12 protein-coding genes are annotated in these 15,424 nt (G+C 45.7%); 11 read left to right on the forward strand and 1 reads right to left on the reverse strand.

Going from position 1 to position 15,424, the window contains the following annotated elements; all coding sequences use genetic code 11:
• Window positions 1-19: 19 nt before the first annotated feature.
• The 6 genes from hisS (at window position 20) to MTF70_RS18960 (ending at window position 6,335) form a co-directional block, all read left to right on the forward strand.
• Window positions 20-1,288 carry a histidine--tRNA ligase gene (hisS, locus tag MTF70_RS18935; RefSeq protein ID WP_005381698.1) on the forward strand — a complete coding sequence of 423 codons (1,269 nt, stop codon included), beginning with the start codon at window positions 20-22 and terminating at the stop codon, window positions 1,286-1,288.
• Window positions 1,289-1,414: 126 nt separating this feature from the next.
• Window positions 1,415-2,029 carry a YfgM family protein gene (locus MTF70_RS18940; protein WP_005381697.1) on the forward strand — a complete coding sequence of 205 codons (615 nt, stop codon included), beginning with the start codon at window positions 1,415-1,417 and terminating at the stop codon, window positions 2,027-2,029.
• Window positions 2,030-2,041: 12 nt separating this feature from the next.
• The gene (bamB, locus tag MTF70_RS18945; protein ID WP_042521175.1) at window positions 2,042-3,202 is read left to right on the forward strand and encodes an outer membrane protein assembly factor BamB; all 1,161 of its coding nucleotides are present in this window, start codon (window positions 2,042-2,044) and stop codon (window positions 3,200-3,202) included.
• A 167-nt stretch (window positions 3,203-3,369) separates the two neighbouring features.
• Complete coding sequence (der, locus tag MTF70_RS18950; protein ID WP_042521178.1) at window positions 3,370-4,866, forward strand: ribosome biogenesis GTPase Der; 1,497 nt, start codon at window positions 3,370-3,372, stop codon at window positions 4,864-4,866.
• 59 nt (window positions 4,867-4,925) lie between these two features.
• On the forward strand, window positions 4,926-5,801 hold the full coding sequence (locus MTF70_RS18955; protein ID WP_025768864.1) for a metal-dependent hydrolase: 876 nt from the start codon (window positions 4,926-4,928) through the stop codon (window positions 5,799-5,801).
• A gap of 309 nt (window positions 5,802-6,110) precedes the next feature.
• Entirely contained in the window at window positions 6,111-6,335 is a 225-nt protein-coding gene (locus tag MTF70_RS18960; protein ID WP_031780210.1) for a zinc ribbon domain-containing protein, read from the forward strand.
• A gap of 13 nt (window positions 6,336-6,348) precedes the next feature.
• On the opposite strand, the gene xseA is transcribed toward MTF70_RS18960, so the two are convergent.
• Window positions 6,349-7,680, reverse strand: coding sequence for an exodeoxyribonuclease VII large subunit (gene xseA / locus MTF70_RS18965; protein WP_017633909.1), 1,332 nt, complete (start codon window positions 7,678-7,680; stop codon window positions 6,349-6,351).
• A gap of 231 nt (window positions 7,681-7,911) precedes the next feature.
• Between xseA and guaB the strand changes: the two genes are divergently transcribed.
• From guaB to MTF70_RS18990, 5 genes are all read left to right on the forward strand, one after another.
• The gene (guaB, locus tag MTF70_RS18970) at window positions 7,912-9,378 is read left to right on the forward strand and encodes an IMP dehydrogenase (RefSeq protein ID WP_042521181.1); all 1,467 of its coding nucleotides are present in this window, start codon (window positions 7,912-7,914) and stop codon (window positions 9,376-9,378) included.
• A 99-nt stretch (window positions 9,379-9,477) separates the two neighbouring features.
• Entirely contained in the window at window positions 9,478-11,031 is a 1,554-nt protein-coding gene (gene guaA, locus MTF70_RS18975) for a glutamine-hydrolyzing GMP synthase (RefSeq protein WP_005383721.1), read from the forward strand.
• A gap of 164 nt (window positions 11,032-11,195) precedes the next feature.
• Window positions 11,196-12,719, forward strand: a complete 1,524-nt coding sequence (locus tag MTF70_RS18980) for a Na+/H+ antiporter NhaC family protein (RefSeq protein ID WP_205460832.1) — start codon at window positions 11,196-11,198, stop codon at window positions 12,717-12,719.
• 212 nt (window positions 12,720-12,931) lie between these two features.
• Window positions 12,932-14,614, forward strand: a complete 1,683-nt coding sequence (locus tag MTF70_RS18985; protein WP_005381683.1) for a chitinase — start codon at window positions 12,932-12,934, stop codon at window positions 14,612-14,614.
• A 181-nt stretch (window positions 14,615-14,795) separates the two neighbouring features.
• Entirely contained in the window at window positions 14,796-15,386 is a 591-nt protein-coding gene (locus tag MTF70_RS18990; protein ID WP_005381682.1) for a GPR1/FUN34/YaaH family transporter, read from the forward strand.
• Window positions 15,387-15,424 lie beyond the last annotated feature (38 nt).

The following is a 15,424-nucleotide window of genomic DNA, read 5'->3' on the forward strand; positions in this document are numbered from 1 at the left end:
GAGAATTACGGTAAGTATTGTGGCAAAAACAATTCAAGCAATTCGAGGCATGAACGATTGCCTCCCAACTCAGTCGCCACTGTGGCAAAAACTAGAAAACACAGTGAAAAATGTAATTAGCGCATACGGTTATAACGAAGTGCGCATGCCAATCGTTGAAGAAACAAACCTATTCAGCCGCGCTGTTGGTGAAGAAACAGACGTCGTTTCAAAAGAAATGTACACTTTTGATGACCGTAACGGCGACAGCCTAACACTTCGCCCAGAAGGTACGGCGGGTTGTGTACGTTCATGTATCCAAAACAGCCTGATCAACCGTGATGAACAGCGTCTGTGGTACATGGGGCCTATGTTCCGCCATGAACGTCCGCAGAAAGGTCGTTACCGTCAATTCCACCAGTGTGGTGTTGAGGTGTTTGGTCTAAATGGTCCAGATGTTGATGCAGAGCTTATCATGATGACGGCGCGTTTATGGCGTGAGCTAGGTATCAATGAACATGTTCGTCTTGAGCTGAACTCTATCGGTTCTCAAGAAGACCGCGCAGACTACCGTACTGCACTGGTTGCATTCCTTGAGCAACATATTGATGTGCTAGATGAAGATTGTAAGCGTCGCATGCACACGAACCCACTGCGTGTTCTGGATACGAAGAACCCAGACGTTCAAGCTATTTTAGGTGATGCGCCTCGCCTTTCAGATTACTTGGGTGAAGAATCTAAAGCACACTTCGCAGGTCTATGTGAACTTTTAGACGCTGCAGGTATCAAATACACAGTTAACGAACGTCTAGTTCGTGGTCTGGATTACTACAATCGCACGGTATTTGAGTGGATCACTGAGAGCCTAGGTGCTCAAGGCACTGTATGTGGCGGTGGTCGTTACGATGGCCTTGTAGAGCAATTAGGTGGTAAACCAACACCAGCGGTCGGCTTTGCAATGGGCCTAGAGCGTCTAGTACTGATGCTAGAAACGTTGGAACTGACAGACGTTCGTCGCAGTGTTGACGTGTACGTAGTCACTGCGGGTGAAGGCACCATGATGGCAGGAATGAAGCTAGCAGAACAGCTTCGCGAGTCTGTTCCAGGCGTTCGTGTGATGAATCACTTCGGTGGCGGTAACTTCAAGAAACAGTTTAAACGCGCAGACAAAGTTGGTGCTGTTGTAGCATTGGTTCTGGGCGAAAACGAAGTTGCGGATAACACCGTAGTACTGAAAGACTTAGCTGGTGGTGAGCAAGAGACTTACAACCAAGCAGAAGTTGCAGAAAAGATCGCAGCACTGATTTAAGTCTTTTAGTAATCTAACAAAATTACATCCTAGTTCGTAAGCTAAGGCTCCCAAATGTGGAGCCTTTAAACGAAATAGGAACAATGGCAGCTAAGCTGCCATTTACATGTTTTAAGAGGACAGGAAGTGGAACTTTACGATACTGAAGAACAACAAGTTGAAGCCATTAAAGACTGGTGGAAGGAAAACGGCAAAGCCGTCATCATCGGTGCGGTTGTTGGTTTAGGTGGTCTATTTGGCTGGCGTTACTACCAGGATTCTGTGATTCAGGCGAGTGAAGCAGCTTCTCAAAGCTACACGACAGCAATGAATGCTTTGCAAGACAAAGGCACTGATGCTCAAGCTGACGTGAAAGCTTTCATTGAGTCAAATGAAGTAAAAGAATATTCAGTATTGGCTGCACTACAACTTGCTAAAGCACAAGTTGAAGCTCAAGACCTTTCTGCTGCATTGGAGCAACTGAAGTGGGCGCAAAGCAACACTCAAGATGCTGCGTTGTTACCATTGATTAGTTACCGTATTGCGCGTATTGAGACGGAAATGGGTAACTTCGACGCTGCAACGGCAGAGCTAAGTAACGTCACTGATACAGCATGGACAGGTCGTATTGCTGAACTTCGTGGCGATATTGCGATTCGCCAAGGTGACAAAGATGCTGCGTACGCTGCGTATACTGAAGCTCAGCAAGCGGCAGATGCAAGCCCGACACTACAAATGAAATTGGACGATCTGGCGAAATAAGGACCGCATTGGATGAAAAGAGTCTTTAAGAAAGCCTTGCTAGGGGCGTTAACAATGGGAGTACTTGCCGGTTGTGCAGGTGAGAAAGACACCATTGTAATGGCGCCACTACCTCAGGTAGACAGTCAGTTTACAACCAGTAGTGAGTGGAGCACGTCGGTTGGCGATGGTGTCGGTCATTACTTTTCAAAACTATCCCCTGTATTTGCGAATGATACATTGTTCGTGGCAAGTCGTGATGGCTTAGTAAAAGCGCTGGATCCTGAAAACGGTAAACAACGTTGGCAAACGGACCTAGAAGAAGATGTCATTGCTCGTCTCTCTGGTGGTATCACAGCGGCATACGGAAACCTTTACATTGGCTCTGAGAATGGTGAAGTCACCTCTCTTGACCAAGAAACAGGTGAAATTGTTTGGCGTGTAAAAGTTGGTGGTGAGGTACTGGCGAAGCCAGTTGCAGATTCAGGCCTTATTATCATCAATACTAGCCGAGGCATGTTGATTGCCCTTAATGAGAGTACAGGTGAGCAACGCTGGGCATTGAGTACAGAAGTGCCGAACTTAACTTTACGTGGCGACAGTACTCCGACTGCAATTGGCGGCGGTGTATTTTGGGGAACGGCAAATGGCCGACTCGCAGCTGCTATCGTTGAGCGTGGTCAGTTGATTTGGCAACAGCCTGTTGGTACGCCAAAAGGCGCGACAGAAATTGATCGTTTGGTTGACGTTGATTCATCGCCAATTGTGCTAGGCGGTACTCTTTTCACCATTGGATACAATGGTCAACTTATCGCCATTGACTTGCGTTCAGCGAACCCGATTTGGAAGCGTAATTACTCATCTGCGACAGACATTTCTACAGATGGTAGTCGCATCTTTGTGATAACGGAAAAAGATCATGTTGTTGCCGTTGATTCACGAAGCGGGACTGAGTTGTGGGAAAACAGCTTGCTTGAGCACCGACAACTTACAGCGCCAGTTATTGTTGGTAATTATCTCGTTGTCGGTGACACGCTTGGTTACCTTCACTGGATGGATCGTTCAACGGGCGAATTTGTTGCGCAGCAGTTTGTCGATGATAGCGGCTTGGCTGTTGGCCCGACGTTATTGTCGGATGGTTATGTGATTACAACTCGCAACGGCGATGTAAAGAAACTAACCATTAACGAATAATATCGTGATATAATTCACATTCGGCTCCTGGCTGGTGACAGCTAGGAGCCGTTTTGTTGTTTGAATTTATTAACCCTGACGTGGTTATAGGTAAAAAGCTGGTTTGATTTGGCATCGAGCAAGTCGTTACCTATAACTACAGAAGAAAGATTATTGTAGAGGTTGTTATGGTACCTGTTGTAGCTCTAGTAGGGCGTCCGAACGTAGGTAAATCTACACTATTTAACCGATTGACTCGCACTCGTGACGCGTTGGTTGCGGACTTTCCAGGCCTAACGCGAGACCGTAAATATGGCCAGGCGAGACTTGGTGAAGAGCACGAATTCATTGTGATTGATACTGGTGGTATCGATGGCACAGAAGAAGGCGTGGAAACAAAGATGGCAGAACAGTCATTAGCCGCGATTGATGAGGCTGATGTTGTATTGTTCCTTGTTGACGGTCGTGCTGGTCTGACACCTTCAGATGAAGCAATTGCTGCGCATCTGCGTAAAATTGAAAAGCCAGCGATGCTGGTAGTAAACAAAATCGATGGTATTGATGCCGATGCGGCGTGTGCTGATTTTTGGCAGCTCGGCGTGGATGATATGTACCAGATTGCGGCTGCTCATGGCCGTGGTGTGACCGCTTTGCTTGAGCGTGCTTTATCTCCATTCTTTGATGATCTACTAACAAGTGAATCTGAAGAAGGTGAGATTGAAGACCTGACTGGATTCGAAGACGAAGAGCCTCTTGTTGAAGATTACACTGAAGAAGACGCAGAAGCTGAATTCAAACGCCTTCAAGAGCAGCCGATTAAGTTGGCGATCATCGGTCGTCCTAACGTAGGCAAATCGACACTGACTAACCGTATTCTGGGTGAAGAACGTGTGGTTGTATACGATATGCCTGGTACAACGCGCGATTCTATCTACATCCCGATGGAGCGTGATGGACGCGAATACGTACTAATTGACACCGCAGGTGTTCGTCGTCGTGGTCGTATCAATGAAACGGTTGAAAAGTTCTCTGTTGTTAAGACGCTGAAAGCGGTAGAAGATGCAAACGTCGTTCTACTGGTGATTGATGCTCGTGAAAATATTTCAGACCAAGACCTAAGCTTGCTTGGTTTTGCACTGAATGCTGGCCGCTCAATTGTCATCGCCGTTAACAAGTGGGATGGTCTAGACAGTGACGTGAAAGAAAGCGTGAAGAAAGAACTGGACCGCCGTCTAGGATTCGTCGACTTCGCGCGTATCCACTTTATCTCTGCGCTGCACGGTACTGGCGTTGGTCACTTGTTTGAATCTATCCAAGAAGCATATAACTCGGCGACAACGCGTGTGGGTACGTCAGTACTGACGCGTATCATGAAGATGGCTGTGGATGATCACCAACCGCCAATGGTTCGTGGTCGTCGTATCAAACTCAAATACGCACACGCAGGTGGTTACAACCCACCGATCGTTGTTATCCACGGTAACATGGTTCGTGAATTGCCAGATTCGTATAAACGTTATCTGATGAACTACTTCCGTAAGTCTCTGGAAATTATGGGAACACCGATTCGCATTAACTTCCACAACAGTGATAACCCATACGAGAACCGTACGAATAAGCTTACGCTATCACAAGAGCGTAAACGTAAGCGTATGATGTCGATAGTGAAAAACCGCAATAAATAATGAAATTCGAATACCCAAGTTTCTACTTGGGTATTTTTTTATCAAAAGTAATCGTAAAAATGACTATCACAGCAACAAAGACTCGTTTTTGTCATCAAACATGGCAATTAGAAGCACAAATACAGCTCGTTCAATATACGGAAGAAGTGACTTACGTTATTACAGATGTCACGCCGTTCCATCCCGTTAGTCACATATGGCCGGATCACCCTGCAGACAAAGGAACGTTGAAGGTGAATGGGGCTGAGCATGACGTAGTAGATTGCCAAGTTGGGGCAGTGGAGCAGGAAAGTGGTGCTCTGTATGTGGGTAGTGACATCCCTGTAAAGCGTGATGCTGAAGGTTGGGTGTTTGTCGTTGTGCATGTTTTATCACGTACGGAATCACTTGTTACTGATGATTTGGTGACATTGGCGGTAGATAAGGATTACCAACGCGCTTTGAGTCGAGGCCACACTGCAGGACACTTAGCGTATTTGGCGTTGAATAAAGTACTAGCGGAAGACTATTGGCGAAAAGACGCAGACCGCAAAGACCCACATGGTTATTATGACTTTAATAGCTATGCACAAGTTACGAGTTATGTTACTCCAGACAAGTGCCTCGATACGTACCGTTTAGGCAAAACACTCCGTAAAAGAGGATTAAACAGTGCAGATATGCTGAATGACCTCCAGGCGATTGCAAAAAAAGTGAATAGCCAACTTGTGGAATGGCTTCGACGAGATGCGATGATCACCATGGAATGCCACGGTGACAGATTAACGGATTCTCGCTATTGGAAGTGCGATTTAGGGGAAGGTCAATTAGCGGTAATCCCTTGTGGTGGAACGCATGCGAGCCATTTAAATGAGTTTGCTTTTATCCAAGTTAAACTCGTTAAGCTCGACGCTCAAACTATCGAAATGCACACCAATGTAAACACTGCTTTTTGAATAAGATCTTTTTATTAAATTCTGATTTTTCGTTTAATTAAATCTCTTTAAGGTTTTTTATTCTGTCTTAAATTGGAATGCAGAATATGTAACTTATGCTTTCGGTGTGTGGTTATATAAATATTCTTTTAAGGGGTGATCGCTGATCAAGGAGTAAATATCAGACGATCAGTATAAGATCCTACGTATCAAGTATGGTTAACGCCTCGTGAAACTTGTTGGGGCGGTGATGAAGATCAACATACTTGTTCGCTATTTTGAGTAGCATGCGTTACTCGAAATTGCTTAGTTTAGAGAGAGGAACGGGATATGCAGCAGAACATTTGCCCGACTTGCAATGTCGAACTGGAATGGACAGGACAATACCATTGTGAACAGTGTGAATCGGATTTTAAAAAAGTAGGTTTTTGCCCTGATTGTGAGGCGGAGCTGGAGAAGCTGCAAGCATGCGGTGCTGCGAGTTACTTTTGTAATGTGTGTAATGAACTCAAATCAAAATCACGTGTCCGATTTGAGTTCCAGAAAATCAGTTAACCAGAGTTTGTATTCAGTTAACGGTAGAGCGAACGTCGCCTTCGGCTAATCGAGTAATCAATACATCTCCCGATTTTACATCTGAAGATTGAGTAATCACTTTACCTTGCTCAGTTTGAGTAATTGAGTAACCTCGTTTCAATGTCGCTAGTGGGCTGACGGTGTCTAACTTCTCTGCAGCAATCGCGAGTTGATGGCGCATAGTCAGTAATTTGCGATCCATTGCATCCATGAGCTTTTGCTCAACACGTTCTAGCTTCGACTTCTGCTCGGCAAGGCGTGTTACAGGAGAATTTAATTGCAGCCGATAATGTTGACGCTCGATTCGCTGTTGACGCAAGGCAATAAAACGACTCATCGCTCGCTGTAAGCGCATGTCCAACTCATCTAACTGTTGCGTCTGACGTTGCAAGCGATAGCTTGGGTGCTGTCTCTCTAGACGGTGCACTAATTGAGCAGATTGCTGCTTTTGTTGTGCTAGGTAGTAACGCATCGCGCTCGCTAACTTATGCTGGCGGGTAACTAAAGCTTGATCTTTGTGGCTGTTATCACGGCTTACTAGCTCAGCGGCTGCTGATGGAGTAGGCGCGCGTACGTCGGCGACAAAATCAGCTATTGTCACGTCAACTTCATGTCCAACGGCGCTAATAATAGGAATTTGGCTTGCTGCAATCGTGCGAGCTAATATCTCGTTGTTAAAGCACCATAAGTCTTCTAATGAACCACCACCTCGGCCCACAATTAGCACATCACATTCATCACGGCTGTTAGCGCGACCAATGGCTTGTGCAATTTGAATGGCTGCGTCCTCACCTTGTACCACTGTCGGATAAATCACAACAGGTAGGGAAGGATCACGACGTTTCAATACGTCTAAGATATCGTAAAGCGCGGCACCAGTTTTCGATGTGATGACGCCAACACGTTTAGGGTGCTCAGGCAAAGATTGCTTATTGATTTGCGCGAACAACCCTTCTGCTGCAAGCTTCATTTTCAGCTCTTCAAACTCTTGTTGAAGACGGCCATCACCTTCCGGTTGCATGCTTTCGATGATCAATTGGTAGTCACCGCGAGGCTCATAAAGAGACAGACGAGCTTTTACTAGGACTTGATTACCGTTAGCGGGTTTGAAAGTAACGCGGCGATTGTTACCACGAAACATGGCACATTTAACTTGAGCGCGAGAGTCTTTAAGAGTGAGGTACCAGTGACCAGAGACAGGAGCTGAAAAGTTGGATATCTCTCCGACGAGCCAAACGATCCCCATTTCGTTTTCAAGGAGTAAACGAACTTCTGCGTTGAGACGAGAAACAGTAAAGATGTTTTGATTGGTCTTGGAGAGCACAGCTAATCTCTTAGACGTGAGTATGGAAATTAGCGGCAATATAATACATAGCAAGGGGGTAATTGCAAGAAAAAAATTAAAAAATTTGTGGTCAAGCGATTGCGTTAACCGTATAATCCCTCCGCAATATCTAATCCAAATGTAGCTTGTTGCTAACACAGGTTACCCTCATTATGCGAAACGATGAGATTGGATTGTTCTTTTTACTCTTCTAATTGTGAGATATTGCAAATGCTAAGAATTGCCAAAGAAGCGCTGACATTCGATGACGTACTACTTGTGCCAGCACACTCCACCGTTCTCCCAAACACAGCTGATCTTCGCACTCAGCTAACTAAGAACATCACCCTAAACATCCCAATGATTTCAGCGTCTATGGACACTGTTACTGAAGCTCGTCTAGCAATTGCGCTAGCGCAAGAGGGTGGCATTGGCTTTATCCACAAGAACATGTCTATTGAGCAGCAGGCAGCCGAAGTTCGTAAAGTTAAGAAGTTCGAAGCTGGTATGGTGACTGACGCGGTTACTGTAAACCCTGACGCGACCATCGCTGATGTTGTTGCACTCACTGAAAAACATGGTTTTGCAGGTTTCCCTGTTGTCACTGAGAGCAATGAGCTTGTTGGTATTATCACTGGTCGTGACGTTCGTTTTGTGACGGACCTTTCTAAGAAAGTATCTTCAGTAATGACGCCAAAAGAGAAGTTGGCAGCAGTTAAAGAAGGTGCAACACGAGAAGAAGTGCAAGAGAAAATGCACGAAGCTCGTGTAGAGAAAGTATTGGTTGTGAATGATGAGTTCCAACTAACCGGTATGATTACTGCGAAAGACTTCCACAAAGCAGAACGTAAACCAAACGCATGTAAAGATGAGCGTGGTCGCCTACGTGTTGGCGCAGCCGTTGGTGCTGGCGCTGGTAACGAAGAGCGTGTTGCTGCTCTAGTTGAAGCAGGCGTTGATGTTCTACTTATCGACTCTTCACACGGACATTCTGAAGGTGTTCTAAACCGCATTCGCGAAACACGTGCAGCTTACCCAGATCTAGACATCATCGGTGGTAACGTAGCAACAGGTGCTGGTGCTAAAGCACTAATCGAAGCTGGCGTAAGCGCAGTGAAAGTTGGTATCGGCCCTGGTTCTATCTGTACAACTCGTATTGTAACGGGTGTAGGAGTTCCACAAATCACTGCAATCGCAGATGCGGCAGAAGTGGCTAATGATTATGGTATTCCGGTTATTGCTGACGGTGGTATCCGTTTCTCAGGTGATATCTGTAAAGCAATCGTAGCTGGCGCATCATGTGTGATGGTTGGTTCTATGTTTGCTGGTACTGAAGAAGCGCCGGGTGAAGTGATTCTATACAATGGCCGTTCTTACAAGTCTTACCGCGGCATGGGTTCTCTTGGTGCTATGTCTCAAGGTTCTTCTGACCGTTACTTCCAGTCTGACAACGCAGCGGACAAGCTAGTACCAGAAGGTATTGAAGGTCGTATCGCATACAAAGGCCGTCTAAAAGAGATCGTACACCAACAAATGGGTGGTCTACGTTCAAGCATGGGTCTAACTGGTTCTGCAACTATCGAAGATATGCGTACGAAAGCTGAATTTGTACGTATCTCTGGTGCAGGTATGCAAGAGTCTCATGTACACGATGTTCAAATTACTAAGGAAGCGCCGAACTACCGTCTAGGGAACTAATTACCTAACGGAAACGTTTGCTTTTTCCTTGAAGCATTAAGAAGAGGCGAGTACACTCGCCTCGGTTTTAATCACTTAGCCTTAAAAAGACTGCTTAAAATGACTAAAAATATCCATGACCAACGTATTCTGATCTTGGACTTCGGTTCTCAGTACACTCAATTAGTAGCACGCCGCGTACGTGAAATCGGCGTTTACTGTGAACTATGGAGCTGGGATGTAGAAGAAGCGGATATTCGCGAATTCAACCCAGATGGCATTATCCTATCTGGCGGTCCAGAAAGCGTAACGGAAGAGAACTCTCCACGCGCGCCTCAATATGTGTTTGATTCTGGTGTTCCTTTGCTTGGCGTATGTTACGGCATGCAAACCATGGCGGAACAGTTAGGAGGCAAAGTAGCGGGCTCTAACGAACGTGAGTTTGGCTACGCTCAGGTTAAAGTTTCTGGTGAATGTGCTCTATTTAAAGACCTTGAAGCAACTCAAGACGTTTGGATGAGCCATGGCGACAAAGTAGTAGAGATCCCAGCCGATTTCGTAAAAGTTGGTGAGACAGACACTTGTCCTTACGCTGCGATGGCGAACGAAGAGAAGAAATACTACGGTGTTCAGTTCCACCCAGAAGTGACACACACAAAAGGTGGCCTACAAATGCTTGAGAACTTTGTTCTTGGCGTATGTGGCTGTGAGCGTCTATGGACTTCGGAATCTATCATAGAAGACGCGGTTGCTCGCATTAAAGAGCAAGTGGGTGACGACGAAGTTATCCTAGGTCTATCTGGTGGTGTTGATTCATCGGTAGTTGCGATGCTGGTTCACCGCGCAATCGGCGACAAGCTAACGTGTGTATTTGTTGATAACGGTCTACTTCGTCTAAACGAAGGTCAACAAGTTATGGATATGTTCGGCGACCAATTTGGTTTGAACATTATCAAAGTTGACGCTGAAGAACGCTTCCTCAAAGCACTTGAAGGCAAGTCTGACCCAGAAGAGAAGCGTAAGACTATCGGTCACGTATTCGTAGATGTATTCGATGAAGAGTCTAAGAAGCTGAAAAACGCGAAATGGCTAGCTCAAGGTACGATTTACCCTGATGTAATCGAGTCAGCTGCATCTAAGACTGGTAAAGCGCACGTGATCAAATCGCACCACAACGTGGGCGGTCTTCCAGATGACATGGAAATGGGTCTTGTTGAGCCACTACGTGAGCTGTTCAAAGATGAAGTACGTAAGATTGGTCTAGAGCTAGGCCTGCCTTATAACATGCTTTACCGCCACCCATTCCCAGGTCCAGGTCTAGGTGTTCGTGTTCTTGGTGAAATCAAGAAAGAATACTGTGACTTGCTACGTCGTGCTGATGCTATCTTTATTGAAGAGCTTCACGCTGCAGACCTATATGACAAAGTATCTCAAGCGTTCACGGTATTCCTACCAGTTCGTTCTGTTGGTGTAATGGGCGATGGCCGTAAGTACGATTGGGTTGTGTCTCTACGTGCGGTAGAAACTATCGACTTCATGACTGCTCATTGGGCACACCTACCATACGACTTCCTAGGTAAGGTTTCTAACCGTATTATCAACGAAGTTGATGGCATTTCTCGTGTTGTTTACGACATTTCTGGTAAGCCACCTGCGACAATCGAGTGGGAATAATTTTCCTCTAGACAGTTGAGTTTATAAGAACCAGCCTTCGGGCTGGTTTTTTTGTACTTCAAGTTTGTGAAGAGGTGGCTCAACTTTTTTTGAGAGATATATACATGCGGTTAAATTAAATATATATTCATTTTAATTGTTTAATTATCATAAATGGTATTGCTATGGAACAGGCTGACGTTACCTCTCTCATTCCCATCCTTATTACTCTTTTCCTCGCGCTGACCACAAGAAATGTCGTTGTTGGTTTATTCGCCGGTGTGGTGAGTGGTGTCGCTATGCTTGAAGGGACATTTGTCGAAAAAGGGCCACTAGACTCGTTTAGTGCATTGATGAAAAGCTATCTACTGCCGCAATTAACTGACAGCTACAATGCGGGCGTCATTTTGCTCTTGGTCTTTATTGGTGGCTTTGTTGCCTTGATGGAGAAATCTGGCGGTGGTGTGGCGTTTGCTAAAAAGGTCACTCAATGGGTGGCGAGTAAGTGCCAAGCTCAACTGTCCGCTTGGTTCGGTGGTGTGGTTATTTTCTTCTCTGACCTTGGTACACCGTTGATTGTTGGTCCTGTTTTTCGCCCTTTATTTGATAAGTTAAAAGTATCACGCCAAAAATTAGCTTTTATTATCGACTCTACTTCCTCTCCCGTCGCAATCTTGATCCCTTTTATCGGATGGGGCGTTTACATCATGGGGTTGATTCAAAAAGAGTTTACTGCCCTGAATGTCAGTATGAGTGATTGGGATGCTTTCATTGGTGCGATCCTGTATCAGTTTTACGCCTTTCTTGCGATCGCGATTGTGCCGATTGTCTCTTTCTTCAAATTAGATTTCGGACCGATGGCGAAGGCTGAGCAACTAGCAGAGCAGGGCTCCGACTTTGGGAAAGTGCAGGAGTCCATGAATGTGTTTACGCATAAAAATGCAAAATCTAGTTTTGTATGGGCACCTTTGCTCGTTATGCTGGTGGTTCTATGTACCATCCTCGTGCCACACGGTTTTCCATTTCAAAAAGTGGCAGGATCAACGTTTAGGGCTGCACTTTCTTCTGCATATTTCTTCGCGGCCTTCACTTTAATTGCGCTGATGGCGTTTTATGGCGTAAGAAAGCTTTCGGATGGTATTCAGGTTTATCTGAAAGGGATGTCAAACATGATGTCAGTGGCGGTGATTCTGGTATTGGCTTGGGCGCTTAGCTCGGTTGGGAAAGAATTAGGTGCAGCTGCATACATTGCTGAACAAGCTCAAGCCGGTTTCCCTTACTGGTTATTGCCAGCGGTTGCGTTTTTACTGGCCGGTATTATCTCGTTCGCTACGGGATCATCTTGGGGGACGTTTGCCATCATGATGCCATTAGTGATCCCAACTGCCGTCGCGATTGATGCACCACTGTTGGTTTGTATTGGTGCGGTATTATCTGGTGGCTTGTTTGGCGATCACTGTTCTCCCATCTCTGAAACTACGATTTTGTCGTCGACAGGAGCGGGGTGTGAACAGTATGAGCACTTCCGTACACAATTGCCTTACGCATTACTCAATGGAATGATCGCATTGGGGTGTTTTCTTTTAGCTGGAATCAACGCCTCACCAGTGATTGTGCTTGCCGCAATTATTTCTCAGTGTGTGGTTTATTTTGTGCTGTCTAAACAAAAGTCAACCGCGAAGCTAGAGGTGGTTTCGGCAGAACAATAAAGAGAGAAACATCACAAAGCGGAGGCTCACAGGGTCTCCGCTTTTCTTTTGAGTCAAGGTAACATTTTTCTTGTGACAAAATGTGTGTGAGGACCTATTTATTCATTTTGTCTCGCAGAATCAACGTACTTGGCTCGGTGTTTCGTATATATGATCCACTATATGTCTAGTTATTCCTCGTATATTGTATTGTTGAAATCCGGAGACTAGACATGTTTGCACTCAAACATCTTCCTCTTGCATTGAGTTGTGTCTTAGCAGCACAAGTGAATGCGAGTATGAATATTCAGCCCGATCCGCAAAATCCGAATGGTTATGTTATTGCTCGTGGTGACGTTCAAGCCGTAGAGCAAAGCAAAACTTCTGATCCTATGTATGCCATTTGGTCACAAGCATTAGAGACACGCCCGAACTCAGTGGTTGAAGCGATTGTTCCAGGGGCGACAACCAACCCAGAAAACGTGAAGCGTGTAGAGCGTGTATTCCCCGAAAGTGAGTGGGACTTCCTGACTCAAATGGCGGCACCTGAATACACTTACACGCGTTTCCTACGTGCAATTGGTAAGTTCCCTGCATTCTGTGGTGAGTACACAGACGGTCGTGATTCGGATGCAATTTGTAAAAAATCGATCGTGACAGCGTTTGCTCACTTTGCACAAGAAACCGGTGGCCATATTTCGATTGATAACGTATCGGATAATCCGCTAGGGTTGGAAGAGTGGCAGCAAGCTTTGGTTCATGTGCGAGAAATGGGATGGTCTGAAGGGCAAGAAGGTTACACAACAGGTTGTGGTCAAAATGACTGGCAAAACAAACGCTGGCCATGTGAGTCTGGACAAGGTTACTTTGGACGTGGTGCAAAGCAGCTTTCTTACCATTTTAACTATGGCGCGTTCTCTGAAGTGATGTTTGATGGCGATGCATCTGTATTGCTGAAAAATCCAGGCTTGGTTGCGGATTCGTGGCTGAACTTAGCATCGGCTATCTGGTTCTTCCTAACCCCACAAGCACCGAAACCTGCAATGCTACATGTGATTGACCGTACTTGGGTGCCTTCACAGCGTGAGCTTGATGCTGGCATTGGTTACGGCTTTGGTACCACCATCAACGTGATCAATGGTGGTATTGAGTGTGGAGAGCAAAACAAAGATAAAGGTCAACCTGTTAACCGTATTCGCTATTGGGAAGGACTTGCCGCTCATTATCAAATTCCAATTGAAGCCGATGAGACCAATACCTGTTGGCAGCAGACGCCTTACGGCAGCTTAAATCTGAATGGTGCGACAGACGTGTTGTACACCAACTGGGATGGGAACTGGAAATACTACTCAGATCGTCCGGGAGGCCACTCTTTTGAATGTGAACTTGTTGGTTTCCAAACGGCTTACTCTGCGCTAGTTGCGGGTGACTATGAGAAATGTGTAACTAACTTCTACCAATCTCATGCGGGTTGGCCAGAAGTTCGTGTAGTTGACAAGTTAGACCCAGTGGATCCGGTCGATCCGCCTGTAGGTGGTGTGGCAGCTTGGGATTCTGGCAAAGTATATAACACGGGTGATCAAGTTTCTTACCAAGGTGCTGTTTACGAAGCGAAATGGTGGTCACAAGGTAATGAGCCAACGAAAGGAGACCCTTGGAAGCTGGTTTCAGGCACTCCTACGGAGCCGCCTACAACGGAACCTGAACCACCGGTGACTGAGCCAGAGCCGCCAGTAACCGAGCCAGAACCACCAGTGACAGGCAATTTTATTCAGTGGGAGCCGGGTGTAACGCAAGTCGCTAACGGCGATAAAGTGACGTACCAAAACAAATGTTTTGTTGCGAAAAATGGCCCAGGAGTGTGGGAAAGCCCAACGCAAAGCAACTGGTTCTGGGACGAGATTTCTTGTCAGTGATCGAGTAAAAAACAACCTAACCATCTATAAAGACTCTGCTTTTTTGCAGGGTCTTTTTTATATATGTAGTGGTTTATTTATGGAATCTAAGTTTTCAATAACAGCTTTTCTCTTTTGTTCTGGAGCCCATTAAAATTCGCGCGCATTTTTTATCAACATTTTTGAAAAAAGGTATTTGTACATGTCGACAAAACTGGCTAACCCAGCACCGCTAGGTCTTATGGGTTTCGGTATGACCACTATTCTGCTCAATATTCATAATGCAGGATTTTTCCCAATTGACTCTATGATTCTAGCGATGGGCATCTTTTACGGTGGCCTTAGCCAAGTAATCGTTGGCATCATGTGCTTTAAACGCGGTGATACATTCGGCACAACTGCGTTTACTTCTTACGGTCTATTTTGGCTAACATTGGTAGGTCTAATCGTAATGCCTCACATGGGTCTTCCTGCAAGCCCTGCAAGCTTTATGGGTTGGTACCTAGCGCTTTGGGGCATCTTCACTGGTTTCATGTTCATTGGTTCTCTATGTTACCCAACAGCGAAGCAAGTGGTATTTGGTTCTCTAACTATCCTGTTCTTCTTGCTTGCTGCTCGTGATTTCACTGGTAGCGAAGTGATCGGTGCTATCGCTGGCTTCGAGGGTATCTTCTGTGGCGCAAGTGCAATTTACTTCGCAATGGCGCAAGTACTGAACAACGAATTTGGTCGTGAAGTGTTACCTGTCGGTAAAGCAAAAATCGCTCGTAAAGTTGAAGCGGTTATCGCCTAAGCTGTTACTCATAATGAAGAAAGGGGGATTAACTATTG

Source organism: Vibrio sp. 2CM40D, from assembly GCF_023161825.1.
In the GTDB taxonomy this organism is placed as follows: Bacteria; Pseudomonadota; Gammaproteobacteria; order Enterobacterales; family Vibrionaceae; genus Vibrio; species Vibrio alginolyticus.

Excerpts from the sequence above, each read along its gene's own strand:
- MTF70_RS18960 (WP_031780210.1), top strand. The coding sequence starts at position 6,111 with ATGCAGCAGAACATTTGCCCGACTTGCAATGTCGAACTGGAATGGACA.
- der (WP_042521178.1), top strand. The coding sequence starts at position 3,370 with ATGGTACCTGTTGTAGCTCTAGTAGGGCGTCCGAACGTAGGTAAATCT.
- guaA (WP_005383721.1), top strand. The coding sequence starts at position 9,478 with ATGACTAAAAATATCCATGACCAACGTATTCTGATCTTGGACTTCGGT.
- MTF70_RS18990 (WP_005381682.1), top strand. The coding sequence starts at position 14,796 with ATGTCGACAAAACTGGCTAACCCAGCACCGCTAGGTCTTATGGGTTTC.
- MTF70_RS18985 (WP_005381683.1), top strand. The coding sequence starts at position 12,932 with ATGTTTGCACTCAAACATCTTCCTCTTGCATTGAGTTGTGTCTTAGCA.
- guaB (WP_042521181.1), top strand. The coding sequence starts at position 7,912 with ATGCTAAGAATTGCCAAAGAAGCGCTGACATTCGATGACGTACTACTT.
- MTF70_RS18980 (WP_205460832.1), top strand. The coding sequence starts at position 11,196 with ATGGAACAGGCTGACGTTACCTCTCTCATTCCCATCCTTATTACTCTT.
- MTF70_RS18955 (WP_025768864.1), top strand. The coding sequence starts at position 4,926 with ATGACTATCACAGCAACAAAGACTCGTTTTTGTCATCAAACATGGCAA.
- bamB (WP_042521175.1), top strand. The coding sequence starts at position 2,042 with ATGAAAAGAGTCTTTAAGAAAGCCTTGCTAGGGGCGTTAACAATGGGA.